This window comes from Terrabacter sp. BE26 (genome assembly GCF_041941675.1).
Classification (GTDB): Bacteria; Actinomycetota; Actinomycetes; order Actinomycetales; family Dermatophilaceae; genus Terrabacter.
Window position 1 is genome coordinate 1,989,066 of record NZ_CP090122.1, and the last position, 22,111, is coordinate 2,011,176.

The 22,111-nt window shown below is 70.8% G+C and carries 14 protein-coding genes; 8 read left to right on the top strand and 6 right to left on the bottom strand.

Features of this window, described 5'->3' with window-relative positions:
* Positions 1-463: 463 nt before the first annotated feature.
* From LQK93_RS09270 to LQK93_RS09290, 5 genes are all read right to left on the bottom strand, one after another.
* Positions 464-820 carry a hypothetical protein gene (locus tag LQK93_RS09270; RefSeq protein ID WP_374971250.1) on the bottom strand — a complete coding sequence of 119 codons (357 nt, stop codon included), beginning with the start codon at positions 818-820 and terminating at the stop codon, positions 464-466.
* 430 nt (positions 821-1,250) lie between these two features.
* Positions 1,251-2,180 carry a hypothetical protein gene (locus tag LQK93_RS09275; protein WP_374971251.1) on the bottom strand — a complete coding sequence of 310 codons (930 nt, stop codon included), beginning with the start codon at positions 2,178-2,180 and terminating at the stop codon, positions 1,251-1,253.
* A gap of 539 nt (positions 2,181-2,719) precedes the next feature.
* A complete protein-coding gene (locus LQK93_RS09280) occupies positions 2,720-5,050 on the bottom strand; it encodes a beta-galactosidase (protein WP_374971252.1) in 2,331 nt (776 codons plus the stop codon).
* Positions 5,047-7,263: a glycoside hydrolase family 3 N-terminal domain-containing protein gene (locus LQK93_RS09285; RefSeq protein WP_374971253.1), complete on the bottom strand. Its 2,217-nt coding sequence runs from the start codon at positions 7,261-7,263 to the stop codon at positions 5,047-5,049. Before LQK93_RS09285 ends, LQK93_RS09280 begins: the two co-directional genes overlap by 4 nt.
* A gap of 1 nt (position 7,264) precedes the next feature.
* On the bottom strand, positions 7,265-10,663 hold the full coding sequence (locus LQK93_RS09290; RefSeq protein WP_374971254.1) for a GH36-type glycosyl hydrolase domain-containing protein: 3,399 nt from the start codon (positions 10,661-10,663) through the stop codon (positions 7,265-7,267).
* A 179-nt stretch (positions 10,664-10,842) separates the two neighbouring features.
* Here LQK93_RS09290 and LQK93_RS09295 point away from each other — a divergent pair, with 179 nt between their 5' ends.
* The 6 genes from LQK93_RS09295 (at position 10,843) to LQK93_RS09320 (ending at position 18,916) form a co-directional block, all read left to right on the top strand.
* Positions 10,843-12,519 (top strand): ABC transporter substrate-binding protein, encoded by a 1,677-nt coding sequence (locus tag LQK93_RS09295; protein WP_374971255.1) that lies wholly within the window; start codon positions 10,843-10,845, stop codon positions 12,517-12,519.
* A gap of 79 nt (positions 12,520-12,598) precedes the next feature.
* Complete coding sequence (locus LQK93_RS09300) at positions 12,599-13,588, top strand: ABC transporter permease (protein WP_374971256.1); 990 nt, start codon at positions 12,599-12,601, stop codon at positions 13,586-13,588.
* Positions 13,585-14,517, top strand: coding sequence for an ABC transporter permease (locus LQK93_RS09305; RefSeq protein ID WP_374971257.1), 933 nt, complete (start codon positions 13,585-13,587; stop codon positions 14,515-14,517). The genes LQK93_RS09300 and LQK93_RS09305 overlap by 4 nt, the downstream gene beginning before the upstream one ends.
* Entirely contained in the window at positions 14,514-16,367 is a 1,854-nt protein-coding gene (locus LQK93_RS09310; RefSeq protein ID WP_374971258.1) for an ABC transporter ATP-binding protein, read from the top strand. Before LQK93_RS09305 ends, LQK93_RS09310 begins: the two co-directional genes overlap by 4 nt.
* A gap of 78 nt (positions 16,368-16,445) precedes the next feature.
* Complete coding sequence (locus LQK93_RS09315) at positions 16,446-17,492, top strand: LacI family DNA-binding transcriptional regulator (protein ID WP_374971259.1); 1,047 nt, start codon at positions 16,446-16,448, stop codon at positions 17,490-17,492.
* A gap of 131 nt (positions 17,493-17,623) precedes the next feature.
* Entirely contained in the window at positions 17,624-18,916 is a 1,293-nt protein-coding gene (locus LQK93_RS09320) for a glucoamylase family protein (protein WP_374971260.1), read from the top strand.
* Between the two features lie 4 nt (positions 18,917-18,920).
* Here the strand turns inward: LQK93_RS09320 and LQK93_RS09325 are convergent, their stop codons facing one another.
* Complete coding sequence (locus LQK93_RS09325; protein WP_374971261.1) at positions 18,921-19,838, bottom strand: SDR family oxidoreductase; 918 nt, start codon at positions 19,836-19,838, stop codon at positions 18,921-18,923.
* A gap of 203 nt (positions 19,839-20,041) precedes the next feature.
* On the opposite strand from LQK93_RS09325, the gene LQK93_RS09330 reads away from it, so the two are divergent.
* Both LQK93_RS09330 and LQK93_RS09335 read left to right on the top strand, forming a co-directional pair.
* Positions 20,042-20,524 carry a hypothetical protein gene (locus tag LQK93_RS09330; RefSeq protein ID WP_374971262.1) on the top strand — a complete coding sequence of 161 codons (483 nt, stop codon included), beginning with the start codon at positions 20,042-20,044 and terminating at the stop codon, positions 20,522-20,524.
* Between the two features lie 171 nt (positions 20,525-20,695).
* On the top strand, positions 20,696-22,009 hold the full coding sequence (locus tag LQK93_RS09335; protein WP_374971263.1) for an ABC transporter substrate-binding protein: 1,314 nt from the start codon (positions 20,696-20,698) through the stop codon (positions 22,007-22,009).
* The last annotated feature ends 102 nt before the right edge of the window (positions 22,010-22,111 follow it).

The window sequence follows — 22,111 nt, forward strand, 5'->3', positions numbered from 1 at the left end:
GTCGTTCGCGATATCCGGCGAAGTAGCCGCCATCTCACACGGGGCCAACCACCTCCTCGCGGGCGGCGGACACGCGCCACGTTGGCGTCTGCATCATGCGGGAGGGCCGCGGATGTCCAAGCCGACGGCTTTGGCCTACGCGGCGGAAAGACGTGAGAGTGAGACCGATGGCGGGGCCCAGCGACGTGGGCCGTGATCTATCGGATCTGCGGATGCGCAGATGCGTGGCAAGGCATCTGCGCGGCCGTGAATGCGCGGGCTCAGTCGCTTTCCTCGTCTCGGCCGACTTGTAGGTCCAGCACGATGGACACCTCAGATCGCGGACGCGGCTCAGTCTTACGACCGGCCTCGGCGTCCCGCCCCCTCCGAGTGACTGGGCTTCGCCGCCCCGAACCACGGCGCGACAGTGCTTATGCCGAAGGGGAGACGACCGGGCGTTGCCGGGCGGAATGCCGTTGCGGCGTCAGCTCGACGACATCTTTGCATCGAAGGCCGCCTTGAGCCCGATGTGCGACGGGCACATGGCACTGATCGCGCCGTCGACGAGGACCTTGCCCTTCAGCACGTTGGAGTTCTCACCGGCAGCCTGCACGAGCGACGAATACATCGCCAAATCCGCCTGCTTGTCCAACCCGTCACAGGCGGCTTTGCCGACGTTTAGGATCTGCTCGCGGGTGAGATCGGGCATGAGCGTGCCTACGACCTTCACGTAGGCGTCGACCTTGTCGGGGTCCGGCGTCGTGGCGTCACCCTTCGTGCACCCGCCTGCCGCGACGACAACGGCGAGGGCGATAGCGACTGGAACCTTCATGGCAGTCATGATGGGTTGCCGACGGCGCGGGCGTCCCGGGAATGACCGCAAAGCGGCCAATTCTGGCACCGAGATTCGCGGCGGGATGGGCTACTCCTTGACAAGGTCGAGGCCTTTGTCTGCCATCTGTGACTTGAGAGTCAAGCGTGCTCTCCGCCGCCGAGAGGGTCCCTGGGCGTAGGCGACGACGATTGTGCGGCCGGCTTCGTCGAGCCGGGGGCGGGATCGGCGCGGGATCGCGCCCGTTCCAGATGCGTCGCGCAGAATCGCAACACGTTGGTGCCCAAGTCAATCGGCGTCGGCTTTCCCGCACCGGCCCGGGTGACGTCGAGCAGCCGGACGTGCAGATTGCCGTGACGGTCGCCTCGCCGGAAGGCGATGACCCCGCCGAGTCCGGACGGGCTGGGCGGGGTCAGGCTGCTGTGAAGTACCGCCTTGGTCAGTACTGGGTGAAGAGGCGGTTCATGCCGGTGGTGCTGGAGTACGAGCCGCAGGTGACGTCGTGGTCGAGGATCTTGTCCCACCACTGCGCGAGCACGATCGGGCCGCCGTTGAAGGAGTGTTGCTTGGTGCACGCGGCGCGGGCCGAGGTCAGGCTGGTGACGCCGGTCGTGTGCCACTCGAGCAGCCCGTAGCGAGGACTACCCATGATCTGGGCCCACTGGTACGCGGTGGAGTACACCCCGACCTTCAAACCGGCGTCCTTGTAGGCCTTGATCGCGCCCTCGATGACGGCGCGGTTCGCAGCGATCGACTTGGACCAGCGCGGGATCGTGAACTCGATGTCGATGAACACGCTCGGGGTCTTCATCCCGACCTGACGCATCTCCTTGAGGGTGAACTGTGCCTCGGACCAGCCGACGTTTCGCAGCTTGGTGCGCCAGTCGCTGGTGTCGCGGTGCGGGCCGGTGGCGCCATACGTGCGCAGTTGGCTTGCGGTCGGGTACGTCATCACGGCGTACCCGGTGGTCGGGACGTGGTTCTTCTTGGCCCACGCGAGCTGCCAGCCCAGGCACGGGTTCGTCACGAGGCTAGGACCGTTTGTCAGGCCGACGACGACGAACCGGGTCGAGGAGGGCGGCATCGGCCGGCCCTCGGTCGGATGGCCGGGACGGTTGAGCGACTTGGGGCACTCGGGCCAGCCGATGTCCGAGCCGTACGAGGACCGGACCGGGGCCGGGGCGGCGGCCGTCATCGTGCCGGTGCGGACGACCTTGGCGGTGTGGTGGGTAAAGGTGTGAACGGAATTCGTCGACGCGGACGCGGCGGGGGCGGTTGCGGCGAACGTCAGGACGCTGGCGACCAGGGCGCCCAGGGCTGCGGCGCGGGTGCGACGTCGGCCCAGTCGGTTGAGGAGGAGCGAGCTCACGGGTGATTCCTGTCTGGTGAGGGTGGTGGCGGCGCACGAGCGCCACGCTGGCGAGGGAGGCCAGCGGCGAGGGGACCTTCGGTGGCACTGGTGACGCCACGGGCGGGGCGATGTCGATATGACGGGTTCCGTCTGGGCGGCATGACCGTGCCGGGCACGTCGGCAGGTGCCCTCGTTTACTGCGAGTGCAGCCGGAAACCGTTACACGGCGACGTCTCGATGTGGCTGCGGGTATTCGTCTTCGGGCGGCCAGAATGCGTTCAGCTGTCGGCAGGGTCGCCCCGAGCAGCTAAGGGCTTGTGGCCCCTGTGCTCGAGGATGCGGCTGCTAGCTTTCGAACACTCTCCAGAAGCGGAGACCGCTCTGGTGGCGGCGCCCAACGAATGCTGATTCCCCCTGTCTGCACGCGCTCATTCTGCCTCTGCCCTCGACAATTCGCGGGCAATTCGGACAAATTGGTGATTGTGCGCAACCCGAACGCATCAGAACGGCCGGGATGTGACTGTCTGTCGCGTCCCGGCCGTTCTGTCTTCTGTTCCTTACGGAAGGAGCGTGTAATCTCCTGACGAGAGGGTCATCTGAGCGCTGTCGACCACCACCGTCGTGCCCGCGTTCTCGTCGAGGCCGGGGCGGAAGTGGATCGTGCCGTTGGAGTCGACGCCCGCGATCTCGGCTGAGGCCCAGTCGATGCGGCGGCCGGCCACGTCGAGACCAAGCGGCAGGATGTGCCCGGACCGCGCCGGCAGGTGCAGCGTCGTCCCAGCCACGATCGGGGTCCCGTCGAGGGCAACCGTCACCGTGGCAGGTGACCCCGAGATGTTGATGACGTGCAGCGCCCGCTGCCCATCCGAGCTACGAGTCGTCGTCGCGAAGACCCCGGGCCACTGCGTCTCGAGCCGCAGACCCGGCATGACGCCGAGGCTCGCCAGCGCCCGGTCGAAGAGCACCGGGTCTGAGGGCACCTGCGCGGCCAGGACGATCGCCCGGCCTTCGCCGAGCGGCACGTCGACGCCGCAGACCGCTCCGTAGAGGTCGGTCAGCACCACGTCGCCCCGCTCGTGCGAGAGCTGCTGGAGCCAGCCGGCGCGCATCTCCGGCCACGGCTGCGCCCAGCCCTGCGCGACGAGCGAGGGGAAGTAGTGCCCCGAGTCGCGCAGCACCTCGCCTGCCGTGAGACCGAGCGCGTCCGCCAGCAGAGTGCACGGCGAGCCGTCGAGGTCACACTCGGGCAACAGCCCGAGCAGCACGAGGTTGCCACCGGACGAGACGTGCCCGACCAGCCGCTCCTGCACGACCCGCGACAGATACCGTCCCGTCCCGAGCAGCACGGTCGATCCGGGCGCCGGGTCACGCCGCTCCAGGTGCGTCGCCCCGAAGCGGAAGCCGCCGAGCAGCAGCGATCGCGCCAGCGTCTTCCGCTCACCGGCGCCGCGGTGCGACGTCAGGTCGTTGACGACGTCCGTCATGACCGACGACCCGGGGTGGTGGTACTCCGTCATGTACGCGTCGAGCACGAGCCCGAGCGTGACGTCGTCGTGCTCCTCGTCCATCCGGGCCAGCCACGGCTCGTTCGCCTTGACGGCCCGCACCCCGCGCGCGGTCGCCTCATAGGCGTAGCCCCGCTGGCCCTCCGGACCGACGGGCGCCGCCGTGCCGTGCCGCTCACCCGTGAACGAAACGCGGTCATTGCCGTCGTCGACCTTCTCGTCGAGTGGCGGGTTGATGCCGCCGGCGAAGAGGTAGTAGTTGATGAGTCGGTTGCCCTGCGCGAGGCAGAGGCGCGTCTTGAGGTCGGCGGTCGACGGGTCGTACTGCATCTCCGCGCCGGCGCCGTAGTCGCCCGAGCCGGCCTCGAACTCCAGCGACGTCAGCGGCTGGTCCGAGTCATGCACGGCCGCCATGAAGGCGTTCATGACGTAGAGGTCGGTCATCGTGTTGAGCGTGGCCTCGCCCAGGTAGTGGTCCGAGCCCGACAGCATCCCCGGGATGCCGGCATACGTGTCGACGAGCTGGCTGATCCCGATCGGGAAGGGGGCGCCGTTGCCGCCCTCGGTGCCGTGGATGTTGATAAGGAACGGCACGCCCGCGACGCCGCGGTCTTCGCACATCCCGCGCAGCGCCGCCACGTAGTCAGCGAACCGCTGCCGCATGAAGAGCCCGAGGTCGAGGCGCAGCACGCCGGCCCACTCCTCCTTCGGCGACCGCACGGCCTCCGCCCAGCCCGGCTCACCCGGCGCGACGGCATACGGCATCGTCGCCCCGTGGCGCTCGCGCACGAACTCCCCGAACGACTCGACGAGCCCGTCGGTGAGGTCGGGCGAGTTCGTCACCCAGGCGAGCATGCCGATCTCGTTGTCGAGCTGGACGCCGACGATCGGGCCGCCGGCCGGCTGCAGCCGCGGCGCGAGCACCGGCATGATCGCGTCGAACCAGCGCGCGCTCTCCTCGAGGAACGCGGGCGCCAGGTAGTCGACGGTGCGAGAGCTCACCGGCACGCCGTCCCAGCCGAGCGGCACGATCTCCGGGTGGTCGCGGTAGACGCGGAACGGGATGCCCTCGTTCTTCAGCTCCGCCATGATGAACGGCCCCGGCCGGGCGAGGACGCGCAGCCCCTTCTCGGCCGCGAGGTCGAGGAACGCGCCGATGTCGCGCTCGGGCCTGGTCTCGCCGGTGACGTCGATGGTGCCGTCGGGAAGCTCGTGGAAGATCCACGGGATGTAGGTCGCGACGGTATCGCAGCCGGCTTCGCGCAGCAGGTCGAGGCGCTGCCCCCACTCGGCCCGCGCCACGCGGAAGTAGTGCACCTCCCCCGCCATGACGATGCGCGGCTCGCCGTCGATGCGGATCTGGCGCTGGCTGATCTCGATCATGAGTCCTTCTTCGTCACCGTGACGGACACGGGCTGGAGGCGGGCGGAGTCGGGCCCCGTGAGCAGGACGATCTCGCCCTCGTCGACGCGGGTGGTGAGGTCACGGCCTGCGTATGCGGTCTGCTCGGCGTGCACGTCGAAGGTGACCTCGCGCGCGTGGCCGGGTTCGAGGTCGACGAGCGCCCAGTCGGTCAGCTCGACGAGGGGGCGGGTCACCTGCGCGACGGGGTCGCGGAAGTAGAGCTGGACGACCTCGCGGCACGGCCGGTCCCCGGTGTTCGTCACGGTCACCGACAGCGTGACGGAGCCGTCGATGGGCAGGGTCGGGGAGGAGACGGTGGGCGCTGAGTAGTCGACGGTCGTGTAGGACAGGCCGAACCCGAACGGCAGCCGCGGGTAGGTGAGGGCGTCGATGTAGCGGCCCTCCTTGTGGTCGACGTCGGCGCGGATGAGCCGGCCCGTCGGCCGCTGGTGCGTGCTCGTCGGGATGTGCCCCGTCGAGAGCGGGAAGGTCATCGGCAGGCGGCCACTCGGCTCGACCTCGCCGAGCAGCACGGAGGCGAGGGCGTTGCCGGCCTCGGTGCCGGGGTGCCACACGAGGAGGACGGCATCGGCCATGTCGAGCACCTCGGACAGGTCGAGCGGGCGGCCGGTGTAGACGACGGCGACGAGCGGCTTGCCGAACGCGGCGACCGCGCGGAGCACCTCGAGCTGGCCCGGCGGCAGGCCGATGTCGACCACCGACTGCGCCTCGCCAGAGCGGGAGCGGTGCTCGCCGAGGAGCATCACGGTGGTCTCGGCGGCTCGCGCCTGCATGAGCGTCACGTCGGAGAAGCGGCCGTCGGCGACGGTGACCCGGTCGCCGAGGCGCTCGCGGAGAGCATCGCCGGGAGTCACGACCTCCTCGCCGCGGCCGTCGAGCACCCATGTGCCGAGCAGGGCGTCGCCGTCGTCGACGAACGCACCGCTGAGCAGGACCGAGCCGGTCGCGCCGGCCGACGCGTCGAGCGGCAGGACACCGTCGTTTTTCACGAGGACGTGCGCGGCCTGGCCGGCCCGGAGTGCGACCTCGCGGGTCTCGGGGGTCGGCGCGTTCGACGCACCGGGGCGGGCGGCATACGGACGCTCGAAGAGCCCGAGGCGGAACTTCAGCCGCAGCACCCGGCGCACCGCGTCGTCGACGAGCGCGAGCTCGACCTCGCCCGACTCGACGAGCTCCTCGAGGTGGGCGAGGTAGGCGTTGCCGCACATGTCGAGGTCGACGCCGGCCCGGATGGCCAGGGCCGCTGCCTCGCGGAGGTCGGCCGCGACGCCGGCGTTGACGAGCTGGCCGACGCCGTTCCAGTCGGCCACGACCATGCCGTCGAAGCCCCACTCGCCCTTGAGGACCTCGCGGATGAGGTGCTCGTGGGCGTGCATCGGGATGCCGTCGACGTCATTGAAGGCGGCCATCACGGTCAGGACTTCGGCATCGACCGCGGCCTTGAAGGGCCGCAGGTGCAGGTTGCGCAGGGTGTTCTCGCCGACGCTGACCGTGTCGTAGTCGCGGCCGCCGGCGGCCAGGCCGTAGCCGGCGAAGTGCTTGGCGCAGGCGGCGAGCCGGTCCGGGTCGCTGACGTCGTCGCCCTGGAAGCCGCGCACGAGCCCGGCGGCCAAGCGGCCGGAGAGGACCGGGGTCTCGCCGAGCGACTCGGCCACGCGGCCCCAGCGGGGCTCCTCCGACAGGTCGACCATCGGCGCGAACGTCCAGGCGACCCCGTCGACGACGGCCTCGCGGGCCGCGATCGTGCCGAGCTCCTCGGCGACGTCGGGGTCGAAGGAGGCGGCGATGCCGAGCGGGATCGGGCCAACGGTGCGGTGGCCGTGGATGACGTCACGGCCGAAGAGCAGCGGGATGCCGAGGCGGCTGCCCTCGACGGCGTGGCGCTGGGCGGCGTCGATGTTGCCGACGAGCACGCCCTCGTCGCGCTCGTTGCCGCCGGTCGGGCCGGACGCGTAGAGGCTCGAGCTGATCCGTCCGGCCGCGATCTTCTGGGCGTCGGCGTCGGGGTCGATGTTGGCGACCTGGTGGGTCTGGCCGACCTTCTCGGCCAGCGTCATCTGCGCCAGGAGCAGGTCGATGCGCTCCTCGATGGGGAGGGTTGCGTCGAGCCAGGGGCGTTCGGCTGCGTCGGCCGTGTCCAGGGCGTCGGTCGTGCCGGTGGCATCGGTCATGTCAGTGGGTCTCCACGATGATCTCGGTGGCAGCGGCGCCGTCGGCGCCCGCGGCGGACAGCAGGTCGGTGAGCGGGACGGCGACGCCGGCCCGGCGGTAGGGGTTGGTGAGGGCTCGGGTGGGCAGCTCCCGCCCGTCGACGACCACCCGGCGCACACCGTGGCCCTCGGGGCCGATGACGTAGCGGACCGTGAGGTCGGCGCCGGCGATCGGCAGGCGAGCAACAAGCTCGGACCCGCCGTCGACCTGCGCCGGCGGAAGCACCGGGTCGACCTCGACCACGCCGGCGCGCTGCCGGAAACCGAGCAGCACCTCGGTGACGAGCCGCAGCACAAGGCCCGGGCCGGAGGAGTAGATGCGCCAGCCACCCTCGAGCGGCACGTCGCCGGCCATCAGGGCGGCATACCGCTCCGACGCGTCGTAACGGTCGGAAAAGGCGCCGTCCGAGGACGAGTAGTAGCACGTCGTCTGGCGCGGGCGAGCCTGAGGAACAAGGGCATCGAGCCCGACCGGGCTGGCCTTGGCCAGGGCCGTCAGCAGCGCCGCGCCGTCACCGACGCGGGCCAGGGCCTCGGCGTAGCGCAGGTGGGCGTGCATGTACATCAGGCCGATCTCACGGCCCCAGAAGGTGCTCGCCTCGGCGCGCTGGAAGACCGTCATCGGACCACCGACGTAGCTCACCGGCCGGTCGAAGAGACGCGCTCCGTCAGGGCCGAGCAGGTGCTCCTCGATGAGGTCGAGGTGGTGGCGCGCCTGCTCCGGCGTCATCAGCTCGGCGCCGATCGCGTGGATCCACGGCAGCACGCCGTAGTGCAGGCCCGTCCGCTCGTCGGAGGGGTGCACCAGCGGCTCGAACGAGCCGTCCTCGTGGCGGAGCAGGTAGCCGGGCAGCACCGGGTCGGCGTCGAGCTGCTCGAGCAGCGCGTCATGGGTGCGCTCGGCGAGCTCGTCGGCATCGGCCCCCAGCGTCGTGGTGTCGTCGGCCGTGTCGACCGCGTCCAGACCCTCGGCGAGCGTGCGCAGCGCCTGGACCTGCAGCACGGCCGTCCACGTGGAGACGAGGTGCGCGGCCAGGTGCGGGTCCGCAGGCTGGAGCGAGTCGTTCCAGTCGCCGTGGCCGTATGCCGGCAGCGGGCTCCCCGGGACCGTGCTCTCCGCGATCCGCGCCACCGCACGCCGCAGGTGCTCGGCGACGCTGGCCGGCTCACCGAGGGCGTCGTCGCCGACGAAGGCGACCTGCTCGTCGAGGATGCTGGCGTCGCCGGTCGTGCGCAGGTAGTCGCCGGCCGCGAGCACGGGCCAGAAGACGACGTCGCCGTGCGAGTCCTGCTGGCCCGTATCGGGCAGGGGCGGGAGGAACTCGAAGGCCTGCGGCCAGTCGCCGCGGGCGTTCTGCGCGCGGAAGACCCGCAGCAGCACGTCACGGACGGCGTCCTGGCGGCCGAGGGCGGTGAGCAGCCCGACCGGTCCCTGGCACACGTCGCGGGTGCCCCACGCGCCGCCGGAGAACTGCTCGAGGCCACGCGGGGAGAGGTAGTGGACGAAGGCGTTGTGGGTGAACCACGGCAGCGCGGCCGAGAGGTTCGCGGCCGACGAGCCGGCGTCGCCGAGACCCGACCCGTCGAGGGTGACGGCGTGACCGGCCTTCTCCCAGAAGGAGGCTCCCAGACGCTCGCCGGACGGGAGCACCTCGCCGGTCGGTGCGTCGCCGGCGCCGGGAGCCGACTCGACGACGACCTCGACCTGCTCGCTCGGGTCGAAGAGGACCGTGAGCCAGCCGGGTCCGCGGCTCACGCCGTCGGACTGCAGGCGGGCGTCGCCGGCCTCCGCGTCGCCGCGGCCGGTCCAGGAGAGGCGCCACGGCCGCGGGTCGCCCGCGGTCACGACGTCGACGTGGTCGTCGGCTGTGGTCACTGCCGGGGCGTCGGTGAGGTCGTCGGCGACCTGGATCGCGAGCAGCACTCGGCGCGGAGCCGTGTCGCCGCCCTGTCCGACCGAGAGGCGCAGGACGTGCTCGTCGGCCGGGGCGCTCGAGGTCACGGTGAGCACGGGACCCGACGTGCCGGCATACCACCACGTGCAGCGGTCCAGACCCGTGAACCACGCGCTCGGCGTCTCGAGGAGGCTCCACGAGCCGTCGGCGTCCTCGACGAAGAGGCGGACGCCGTGGGCGCGCTGGAGGCCGAGATAGGTGCGGCGGCCGGTCGCGACGGGGTTGCGGCCGACGTGGCCGCGGGTGATCTGCGAGTGGAAGGTGCCGGCCATCCACACCGTGGAGGCGAGCGAGCGGGAGTCGGGGGTGAAGGAGTCCCCGGTGCGGAGCAGGTGCCCGTGGGGCCGGAGGACCGCGAGCTCCTTCTCCGGCGTGACGAGCTGCCCGCCGGCGACGGTCCACGCGAGCTCGGTGCCGTCCTCGGCGGTCTCGACGTCGGTGCGGCCGTCGAGCAGGCCCGCGGCCTCGAGCTCCGCGCGATCGAGGCGCCGGGAGGGGAAGGCCGGGCTGGCCGACCACAGCGTGGCGGGGGTGGGGGTTGTCCCAGCGGGGTCGGCTGCGGGCGTCGCGGTCGCGCGGTCGGCAAGGGCGACCTCGGCCCAGTGGGCGTCGGCGTCGGAGGTGGCCTCGGGGTGGTTCTCGAGCGCGATGCCCCAGAAGCCGGTGCGGTGCGTGGCGCCGGGCTCGATCATGGCCGGCGCGTCCTGCAGGGCGACGAGCGTGTGCTCGTGCTGCAGGCGCGTCCCCGGCAGCGAGATGGCGTCGAGGCCCGGCCAGCGAACGCCCCGCTCGGTGCGCTCGATCAGTTGCAGCGCGTCGGTGGCCCAGCCGGTGCCCGTGCCGGCCGACCCGAGCAGCATCCACGGCACGCGCTCGCCCGGCATGTTCTGCCGCACGGCGACCGCGGTCCCGTGACCGTCCGTTGCGACCGGCGTCAGGTCGAGGTACTGGCTGACGTAGTACTCGTTGGTGCGCACGGCACCAAGCGGGGCGAGCGCGGGGTCGTGGGTGAGCACGACGTCGGCGGTCACCGGCTCGGCGCCGGTGTTGGTCAGCGCGAGGTCCCAGTGCCACGTGGCGTGCTCGCGGCCGAGGGTGAGCTCCAGGCGGTAGTCGAGGGCCTCGTGCCGACCGCTGACGACGACGCTGTCGTCGCCGGCCGTGACGGAGGAGCGGGAGCCGGGGCCCAGCAGGGCTCGACGACGTATGCCGTCCGGTGCGTGCACCCGCAGGTGCACGTTGCTCAGGCCGGCCTCCGCGACGGTGGCAGGGTGGAGCAGGAGGCTCCGGCCGAAGGCCTCGAGGCGGCGCAGCGCACCGTTGGCGAGCACCTCGGCGAAGAGGTGGGGACCGCCCTCGAGGGTGGTGACGCGGGGGACGGTCAGGACGTCGTTGTCATCGAGCACGGGTCCTGTCTACCAACGGGCCCCGTTTTCACACCACCCCGAATCCCCTTGAAAACAAATGAAAGTGGCGCCACGCACGCCCGACCCCATGAAAGTAGTTACATGCTTCCAGAGCGTTGACATTCGTCGTCGAAGCGGACCTAGATTGGCGGCAGTCCCGCCCCCCACGGAGGTCCGCAATGACGCGAACACGCACCAAACCCCTGTTGATCGTGACCGGCCTGACTGCCGCCGCCCTCGCCCTGACGGGTTGCGCCGGCAGCGCCGCCCAGAAGTCGAGCCAGGGCACGGGCAGCAACGACGGCATGATCGAGCAGCTGACGTTCCCCTCCGACGCCGACGCCACCGTCGGCGGCCTGGTGAACTACAACCCGCTGTCCCCCAAGCCGCTGACGACCAGGTGGCTCTACGAGCCGCTCATCGTGCGCAACAACCTCACCTGCGAGGAGACCCCCTGGCTCGCCACCAAGGCGACGTGGGAGGGAGCCACCAAGCTGACGCTCGACATCCGCGACGGCGTCAAGTGGAGCGACGGGAAGCCGTTCACCGCCAAGGACGTCGCCTTCACCTTCAACCTCGGCAAGCAGTACCCGGGCGCCGACAAGGCCGGCGTCTGGAACGACGCCATCGGCGCGCCGGCGAAGTCCGTGACCGCCCAGGGCAACCAGGTCGTCTTCGAGTTCACCGGCAACGCGGCCCCGAAGTACGACAGCATCATCCGCACCCAGATCCTGCCCGAGCACTACTACGGCAGCGTCGGTGACCCCACCAAGTTCGTCGACAAGGCACCGGTCTTCACCGGCCCCTTCAAGGTCGGCAGCTACAACGGCCGCCGCCTCGTGCTGGAGCGCCGCGCCGACTACTGGCAGGCCGACAAGATCAAGGTCAAGAAGCTCGTCCTCGAGGGCAACTACGACGCCTCGCAGGCCGCACTCAAGCTGCGCGCGGGCCAGCTCGACGCCTTCTACGGTGAGATCCCGAACCCGCAGAAGACGTTCGTCGACGCCGACCCGACGAAGAACCACTTCTACTACGCGCCCAACGGCATCACCGTGCTCTCCGGCAACGACCAGAAGGCCCCTTTCAACGACGCGAAGTTCCGCGAGGCGATCAGCTACGCGATGGACAAGCAGGCCATGTCGACGAAGGCCACCTACGGCATCATGAAGCCGGCCAGCCAGACCGGCCTCAAGCTGCCCTCGATGGAGAACCTGCTGCCGGAGAAGTACGCCGGCAAGGACACGGTCCTGCCGTTCGACGTCGCCAAGGCGAACTCGCTCCTCGACGCCGCCGGCTACAAGAAGGGCCCGGACGGCAAGCGCACCAACCCCGACGGCTCGCCGCTCGCGGTGAACTTCTCGGTCCAGGCCGGCTTCATCGACTACCAGGCGATGGCCGACGTCGCGGCCCAGGGCCTGAACGCCGCCGGCGTCAACACCAAGATCACCGCCTCGGCGCCCGACTCGGTCGACGGCCAGAAGAAGACCGGCGACTTCCAGCTGGTGCTCGAGTACCTCCACGGCGGGTGCGAGCTGGCCCAGAACATCGGCGCCAAGCTCAACAGCAAGTCGATGCCGACGAAGACCGACATCTTCCCCAACGTCGAGCGCTACAGCGACCCGGCGACCCACAAGAACCTGGCGGGCTCGACCGACAAGGCCGACCAGAAGAAGTACGTCGGCGAGCTCGTCGACACGATGATGACGAAGTACCCGGTCACCTCGCTCATCTACGCCCCGGCGCGCGTCATCTACCGCACGGACCACGCCGTCGGCTGGCCGAGCGAGCAGAACCCGTACGCCAACCCGGTGGACGACGCACTCCTCGTCATGACGCGGCTGACCGCGCCGAACTGATGCGACCTGCATCCACAGGCACGGCGGGGTGGGCACTCGTGCCCGCCCCGCCCGGCCCGTGCACGGTCAGGAGTGCAGCATGAAGTACTTCGCACGGAAGCTCGGCTTCTTCCTGGCGACCCTGTGGGCCGTCGTGACGCTCAACTTCCTCATCCCGCGCCTGCAGCCCGGCGACCCGGCCGAGATCATGGTCAAGAAGCTGGCCGGCAAGGACGCGCAGCTCGACCCGGCCCAGGTGAGGGCGATGCGCGCCATGCTCGGCGCGCCCGACGGCTCGCTGCTGTCGCAGTACTGGGACTACCTCGGTGAGCTGGCCCACGGCAACTTCGGGCTGTCCTACAGCTACTACCCGTTCAAGGTGACCGAGGTGATCGGCCAGGCCTTCTGGTGGACGGTCATCCTCGTCACCGTCACGCAGGTCCTCTCCTTCGTGGTCGGCATCGTCCTCGGGGCGTATGCCGCGTGGCGGCGCAACTCGCGGCTCGACTCCGTCGTGACCCTCGGGTCGACCTTCCTCGGGACGCTCCAGCCGTTCTGGATCGCGCTGCTGCTGCTCTACGTCTTCGGCTACAGCCTCGGCTGGTTCCCGACGTCGGGTGGCTACGAGGAGTCGACCCCCGGCTTCAACTTCCCGTTCGTCCAGGAGGCGGTGTCGCACTCGTTCCTGCCGGCACTGGCCCTGCTCATCGTCACGCCGATCGGCTGGATCCTCGGCATGCGCAACACGATGATCATGAACCTCGGCGAGGACTACATCCGGCTGGCGCGGGCCAAGGGCCTGCCCGACCGGGTGGTCGCGCTGAAGTACGCGGCGCGAAACGCCCTGCTGCCCAGCGTGACCGGCTTCGCCCTGGCTCTCGGTGGCGTGCTCGGTGGGGCGATCCTCGTCGAGCAGGCCTTCGACTACCCGGGCCTCGGCCGCCTCATGGGTGAGGCCGTGCAGAACAAGGACTACCCGCTCCTGCAGACGCTGATGCTGCTCACCACCGTCGGGGTGCTCGTCGCGAACCTCGTCGCCGACCTGCTCTACGGAGTGCTCGACCCGCGCGCGAGGAGGGCCCAGTCATGACGATCCTGCCCGTGAACGACGTGATGGCAGAGGGCGACCCGGCCCAGACGGCCAGCGTCGAGCAGGTGCCCGACGCCGAGCGACCCGACCGCTGGTGGCAGGTGATCTGGAGCAGCAGGAAGGCGCGCGTCGGCGTCGTCATCGTGACGGCATACGTCCTCGTCGCCGTCTTCGCGCCCCTCATCGCGCCGCACGACCCGCTCGACTCGTCGTTCACCCCGCTCGCGGGGCCGAGCGGCGACAACTGGCTCGGCACGACGACCGACGGCCGCGACATCGCCTCGCAGCTCATCTACGGCACACGGGTCTCCCTGCTGGTCGGGCTCTTCGGCGGCCTGCTGGCGACGCTCATCGCGCTGGTCATCGGCATGATCTCCGGCTACGCCGAGGGCACGATCATCGACGACATCCTGTCGTTCATCACCAACGTGGCCCTCGTCATCCCGGCCCTGCCGCTCATCATCACCCTCGTCGCCTACTCGGAGGTGCGCGGCGTGTGGCTCATCGTCTTCGTCATCGCCATCACCTCGTGGGCCGGCGGCGCGAGGGCCAAGCGCGCGCAGATCATCACCCTGCGCAACCGCGACTTCGTCACCGCCGCCAAGTTCTCCGGCGAGGGCACGCTGCGCATCATCTTCCGCGAGATCCTGCCCAACATGAGCTCGCTCGTCGTGGCCGCCTTCGTCGGCGCGGCGACCGGCGCCATCGGCGCGGAGGCGGGCCTCGCGGTCCTCGGCCTCGGCGACACGCAGAGCGTGTCGTGGGGGACGATGCTCTACCAGGCCAACGCGCAGGGCGCCATCACGCAGGGACTGTGGCTCTGGGTCTTCACCCCCGGCCTCGTCCTCGCGATCCTCATCACCGGCATGTCGTTCATCAACTTCGGCGTCGACCTGCTGAGCAACCCCCACCTGAGGGAGGACGCATGAGCCTGCTCGAGGTCAAGGACCTGTCGGTCCGCTACGAGCCGAAGAGCCACCGGCCGCTCGACGCGGTGCAGGAGGTCAGCTTCTCCATCGAGCCGGGCGAGTTCGTCGGCCTGATCGGCGAGTCCGGCTCGGGCAAGACGACGCTCGGGACCGCGCTGCTGCGCCTGCTCCAGCGCCCGGGCCGCATCAGCGGCGGCAGCATCACCTTCGACGGCACCGACATCACCCACCTGCCGGAGGACGACCTGCGGTCCGTGCGCTGGCGTGACATCTCCACCGTCTTCCAGAGCAGCATGAACGCGCTCAACCCGGTGACGCGCGTCGAGGCGCAGTTCCGCGACGTCATCGAGCAGCACTCGCAGCTGCGCGGCGAGGCCGTCACCAAGCGGATCCGCGAGCTGTTCGACATGGTCATCATCGACCAGAAGTTCATCGGGGCCTACCCGCACGAGCTCTCCGGCGGCATGCGCCAGCGGGTCAACCTCGCCCTGGCGCTCGCGCTCGAGCCGAAGTTCGTCCTGCTCGACGAGCCGACGACCGGCCTCGACGTCGTCGTGCAGCACTCGATCCTCGAGAACGTGCGACGGCTGCAGGCCGAGCAGGGCTTCGCGGTGCTGTTCATCAGCCACGACATCGGCACCGTCCTCGACCTGTCCGACCGCATCCTCGTGATGTATGCCGGCCGCATCGTCGAGGAGCAGCCGGCCGCTGCGCTCCTGCGCGACCCGCTCCACCCGTACTCCAAGGGCCTGCTCGGGTCGTACGGCGACCCGCGCGCGGAGACGGTCCGCATCACCTACGTGCCCGGTCGCCCGCCAGACCTGAGCCTGCCCGTCGTCGGCTGCAGCTTCCGGCCCCGCTGCCCCGAGCGCATCGGGGTCTGCGCCGAGGTGGACCCGCCGCTCTCCCCGCTCGGGGAGGGGCGCGCCGCCTGCCACGTCGCGAAGCTGCAGCGCGAGGAGGACGGCGCGGGCGAGCACGGCGAGCCGAAGCGGACCTTCGACGGGCCGCAGTTCGTCAAGACGGCCGAGGAGTCGACGCAGGCGCTGCGCGGCGATGTGGTGCTCAGCCTCGAGAACGTCTCCAAGGTCTTCACCCGGCGCCGCGGGCTCGCGGTCCACCGCACCGAAGCCGTCACCGACGCCAGCTTCGTGCTGCGCAAGGGCGAGGTCACGGCCCTGGTCGGCCAGAGCGGCAGCGGCAAGTCGACCCTGGCCCGGATGATCACCGGCGTCGACAGCCCGACGAGCGGCCGCATCGTCTTCCACGGACCGAAGGGTGACCAGGAGGTCGCCGGCTTCAAGGGCAGGGCGCTGCGCGACTACCGCGGCGAGGTCCAGATGGTGTTCCAGGACCCGTACAGCTCGATCAACCCGGCCAAGCGCGTCGGCTACATCCTCGCCCGGCCGCTGGCGAACTACCACGGCCTGCGCGGCGAGGCCCTGCGCGAGCGGGTCAAGGAGCTGCTCGAGACGGTGGCGCTGACGCCGGCCGACCGGTTCCTCAACCGCTACGGCTACGAGCTGTCGGGCGGCCAGCGCCAGCGCGTCGTCATCGCCAAGGCGCTCGCGGTGGAGCCGGAGATCATCGTCGCCGACGAGCCGATCAGCAGCCTCGACGTGTCGATCCGGGCCGAGATCCTCGAGCTGCTCAACGACCTCGTCCAGGTCAAGGACGTGGGCATCCTCTACATCACCCACGACCTGCTGAGCGCCCGGATGCTCGCCGACGAGGTGATCGTGCTCAACGAGGGCAGGGTCGTCGAGCAGGGCCCGACCCTGCAGGTCATCCGGGACCCGAGCGACGCGTACACCCGCAAGCTCATCGACGCGATCCCCAACCCGTTCTGACGGCCGCTTCGCGTGGTTCAGGTGGAGTTGTGAAGCGCGGCGACCACGGGCACAGTGGACCCGGAAGAGGGAGCCTGGGTGTCCACGGAGCACAACGACGCGCGGCCGGTCACGATCTACACCGTGGCCGAGCGCGCCGGCGTGTCCATCGCCACGGTCTCGCGCGTGCTGAGCGGCTCCACCCCGGCGTCGGCGATGACCCGCCAGCGGGTGCTGCGGGCCGTCGAGGACCTCGAGTACGTCCCGCTACGTGCCGGCCGACCCGTCGACGTCCCGTCGCACGAGACGCACGGGCTCGTCCTGCCGGGCCTGCGCGGCCCGTACTACTCCGAGCTGCTGTCCGGCTTCGAGTCGACGGTCGCGCGGGACGGGCGCTCGGTCGTCGTGGTGGTCTGCGACGCGCACAAGGACGTCGAGGCGTCGGTGCGCAAGATCCTCGGCCGGGTCGACGGCATCGTCATCGCCAACGACACGATCAGCGACGCCATGGTGCGCCAGGTCGTCAAGAGCACGCCCACGGTGCTCGTGGCCCGCAACGCGATCGCGGGCTGCGACGCCGTGCAGGTCGAGAACTTCATCAGCTCGGCAGAGCTGACCCGGCACCTGCTCGAGCACGGGCGCAGGCGGCTCGTCTTCGTCGGCGACCCGGACATCTCGCACGACGTCTCGGAGCGCTACCGCGGCTTCCTCCACGCCCTCGCGCGCCAGCGGGGTGCCGAGGTGGCCGGGCCCATCCGGGTCGAGTACGAGGAGACGAGCGGCCGCCGTGTGCTCGACGCGCTGCACGAGGCTGAGGCGGCGGGCTCGGCCGTCGACGGCCTGGTCTGCGCCAACGACGAGCTCGCCCTGGCGACCATGGTGCTGCTCGGCCGCGAGGGCCGGCGGGTGCCCGACGACGTGGCGGTGGTCGGCTTCGACGACATCATGACCTCCCGCTACCTCGCCCCGGGCCTGACCACCGTGCAGCAGCCGATGCGCGAGCTCGGGCGCTGGGCCGCGATCCGCCTCCACGAGCGCATCTCGGGCCGCAGGTTCGACGTCCACCCGCAGGTGCTCCCCACCCGCATGGTGGTCCGCGGCTCGTGCGGCTGCGACTGGGACCAGACCTCCGTCGCCGGCGCCTGACCCTCCCCGCACCGACCGCAACGAGCTCGCCTCGCCACGCTCGACCCGCTTGCGTATGCCGTGTCGTGGCGGTCCGTCGGACCGCGCCCACGTGCCCCCTCTCCTGAGACACACCCACCGAAGGACGTCGCATGCCTGACCGCACCCTCCTGCTCCGCTGGGCCACCGACACGTGGCGCTCGTTCGAGGCCATGACCGACTCCGACACGGGGCTGCCGACAGACAGCATCGCCGCCTCCCTCGACCCGGGGACGCGCAGCGGCTACACCTCGCCGACCAACATCGGCGGCCTGCTGTGGTGCACCGTCGCCGCCCGCGACCTCGGCCTGCTCGCCACCGAGGAGGCCCGCGACCGGCTCGCCCGGCTCCTCACGACCTTGGCCGGCATGGAGGTCCACGACGAGTCCGGCATGTTCTTCAACTGGTACGACGACCGCACCGGCGCCCTCCTGCAGCAGATGCCCGACAGCGGCCACCGGATTCAGCAGTTCCTCTCCAGCGTCGACAACGGCTGGCTCGCGGCTGGCCTCATGGTGGTCGCCGCAGCCGAGCCCCGCCTGGCGGCCGCAGCACACACGGTGCTCGACCGGATGCACTTCGGCGTCTTCCACGACGCCGACGCCGGTCCCGAGGGGCCAGGTGGACGCCTCACCGGCGGCTTCTGGGTCGATGACCCCGGCCAGCCGACTCGCCGCGCCGGCTTCGTGCCCGGGCACAGCGAGGTGCTGCACACCCTGCACCACTACGACCTGCTCGACTCGGAGCCACGCATCGCCAGCTACGTCGGCATCGCGCACGGCCAGATCCCGCCCGAGCACTACGCGGCCCTCGACGCCCCGGTGCGCCACTACCGCGGCCGCGACGTCGTCCCGACCTTCGGCGGCTCCATGTTCGAGGCGCTCATGCCGACGATCTTCGTGCCCGAGGCGCAGTGGGCGCCCGCGACGTGGGGCGTCAACGAGGCCCGCACCGTCGCGCTCCAGCGGGAGTACGGCCTCGAGGACAAGGCATACGGCTACTGGGGGTTCAGCCCATCGGCGTGCCCCGGCGAGGGCTACACGGTCTTCGGGGTCCCGCCGATCGCGTGGCTGCCCGACGGCTACCCGAGCGAGCGCGACGGCGAGGTCGTCGTCACCCCGCACGCGGCGGCGATGGCGCTCATGGTCGAGCCCGAGGCCGCCGCCGACAACCTCACCCGGATCGAGCGCGACCTCGGTACCTACGGCCCGGGCGGCTTCCTCGACGCCGTCGACACGCGTACGGGACGGAACGCCGGCCGCCACCTCTCGCTCGACCAGGCCATGGTGCTCGGGGCGCTCGCCAACGTGCTCGCCGACGACTGCCTGCGCCGGCACTTCTGCATGCCGCAGGTCGAGGCGACCCTGCGCCCCGTCATCGAGGCGCGCCGCATGCCGATCTCCTGACGCGTCAGTCGGGCAGTGTCGTGCCGGTGAGCTTCTCGGCCACGGCCCACAGCGACGCGGCGAGCTCCGGCTTGCGGGCCGACCGGGGTAGCGGCACGAGCGCCGGGGGTCCGGCCAGCCCGAACCGGCCGCCGGGGCCGTAGAAGGCGCCTTGCGTCGCGGTCGGGTCGGCGATCGCGCGCAACAGGGGCTCGGTGCCCTGCTCGACCTCCTGCACGGGCAGCACCGAGATGCGGGTGTAGAGCGGCGGCTTGGCACCCTCGCGGCCGAGGCTCGCACCGGCGAGCTGCAGATTGGTCCGCGTGTAGCCGGGGTGGGCAAGAGTGCTGAGCAGCGGCCAGTCCCGCTCGATCGCCACCTGCGCCAGCTGCAGCCCGAAGAGGCTGTCGGCGAGCTTGGACTGGGCGTACGAGCGCCACGGGCTCCATCGACGCGTCCTCCACTGGAGGTCGGCGAAGTCGATCGTGCCGAATGCCGCGGCACCGCTCGTCATCGTCGCCACCCGCGGTCGCTCGGCCTTCAACACGAGCGGCAGCAGCAGGTTGGTGAGGGCGAACGGCCCGAGGAAGTTCGTGCCGAGCTGCAGCTCGAAACCGTCGACGGTCTCGAACCGCCTCGGCGGGGCCATGACCCCGGCGTTGTTGACCAGGACGTCGATCGGCCGCCCCTCCTCCAGCAGCTGGCCCGCGAAGGCCCGCACCGATGCGAGGTCGGCGAGATCGAGGCGGCGGACCGTCACCGACGCGTCGGGGTCGGCGGCGAGGATCTCCGCGCGGGCGGCGTCGCCCTTGTCGGTGGAGCGCACCGCCACGACGACGTCGGCGCCCGCGGCCGCCAGGCGTCGGGCCGCCTCCCTGCCGGTACCGCTGTTGCTGCCGGTGACGACGACGTGCCGCCCGCTGAGGTCGGAGAGCTGGTCCATGCGCGGTGCCTCTCTGAGGGATGCTGTCCCGGCGTGGGACGGGCGTGGGTGGTCCTGCTGCGGGTCGATCCTTGCTGACAACGCACGAGCGCGCCCCGGGATGCCCGAGCCGCAGTATGCCGCTGGGCTGAGTGAGTCGGCTCGCTCGCCGGGTACGGGGGCGGTCGTAGGCTGGACGAGCCGGTTGCGCAGGAGGTGGCGCCATGTCCGCGTCGCAGTGGCGAGAGCAGTGGACCGATTCGGAGTGGGCCACGCTCCGGCTCGCGCCAGTGTGGGTCCTGAGCGCCATCGCGGGGAGGGTCAGATTCGACCCGGACGAGCGCAGCGCCTTCTGGGACGCGGTGACCGATGCCGCGCTCCGCAGCACCGGTCCCGGCCGTGAGCTCCTCGGGTCCGCCGCCGCGGATCGTCGCTGGCTCTTCGACGACTTCGAGCGCGACGGCCGGCCGGTCGTCTCCGGCCTGCTGTCCGTGATGCGTCTGCTCGAACGCGTGAGCCCCGACACCCGCGACGACGTGCGCACCAGCATCCTGGGGATCGGCGAGTCGGTGGCCCGCGCCCGCGGTCCGTTCGGTCGACGGATGACCCTCGAGGACGAGCAGACCCTGCTGCTCGTCGAACAGCTCCTCCAGACGTCCGCCGAGGAGGCGGACGACAACCCGCTCGACTCCACCACGGCCATCTGAGGGCCGCGGGGAGGCCGGCGTGAGGCCCCGGTGAGACCGGGGAGTGGCCCGTCCGGCATACGGGTACGGGACGGGCATACGATCGCCGGTGGGCGAGGTCGAGCAGACTGGCCGAGCGCCCGCTATCAACGTGCCCGCACGCCCGGGCAGGAAGGACGCAGGGGAAACCTCATGTCTGACAAGCAGATCGGTCAGGCCCTCCGGGCAAACCTCAGCCGGCGCTCCCTCGTCGCGCTCGGCGGCGCGGCCGCGGTGACGGGCGCGCTGGCAGCGTGCGGCAGCAACACCGGGCGCGAGACGGCGGCCACCGGCGGCGCGAGCGGCGGCGGTAGCAAGCCCACGCTCAACCAGTGGTACCACCAGTACGGCGAGGCCGGCACCCAGCAGGCCGTCGAGAGGTACGCCGCGGCGTACAAGGACGCCATCGTCAAGGTGAGCTGGAAGCCCGGCGACTACGACCAGTCGACCGCGGCCTCGCTGCTGACGGACGCCGGCCCCGACGTCTTCGAGTACGGCAACGGCCCGACGATCGACATGATCAAGGGCGGCCAGGTCGTCGACCTCACCGACCTGCTCGGTGACACCAAGTCCGACTTCAACCCGAGCATGCTCGAGCGGATGACCTACCAGGGCAAGACCTACGCCATCCCGCAGGTCATCGACATGCAGCTGCTCGTCTACCGCAAGTCGATGCTCGACAAGGCCGGCATCACGCCGCCGCAGACCATCGACGAGCTCATCGCCGCGGCCAAGAAGCTGACCCAGGGCAACGTCAAGGGCCTCTTCCTCGGCAACGACGGCGGCGCCGGCCTCATGGGCGGCCCGATGCTGTGGTCGGCCGGCCTGGACTACCTGACCAAGGACAACCAGTTCGGCTTCGACGACCCGCGCGCGGCCACCGCCCTCGGCAAGCTGCGCGAGATGTGGGACGCCAAGGTCCTGCTCCTCGGTGCGCCGAAGGACTGGTTCGACCCCTCCGCCCTGGTCTCCGGGCTCACGGCGATGCAGTTCACCGGCCTGTGGACCTTCCCCGACATCAAGAAGGGCCTCGGCGACGACTTCGGCGTCATGGCCTGGCCCGCCCTCGACGACAAGGGCAAGGCCTCGGTGCCCGTCGGCGCCTACGGCTCCTGCGTCAGCGCCAAGAGCAAGAACGTCGAGGCGGCCAAGAAGTACGTCAAGTGGCTGTGGGTCGACCAGACGCCGTTCCAGCTCGACTTCGCCACCTCCTACGGCTTCCACATCCCGGCCCGCACGAGCCTCATCAGCCAGGCGAACAGCCTCAAGAGCGGCCAGGCGGCCGAGGCGGCCAAGCTCGCCACCGACGTCGGCCACGCGCAGAGCCCGATCCTGTGGACGCCGAAGTGCGCCACGGCCTTCAGCGACGCGATGAACCGCATCGTCAAGGAGGGCGCCGACCCGGCCGCCGAGATCGCCAAGGTCAAGGCCGTCGCCGAGCCCGAGCTGAAGCGGGTCCAGGCCTGACAGCGCAGGCCGAGCCGGCGGCATACGACCGGGCGACGTCACCTGCGGCACCCGGGTCACCCGCGCCCGAGTCGCCTAGGCCGTCGCTCGGTCGCCGCCTGC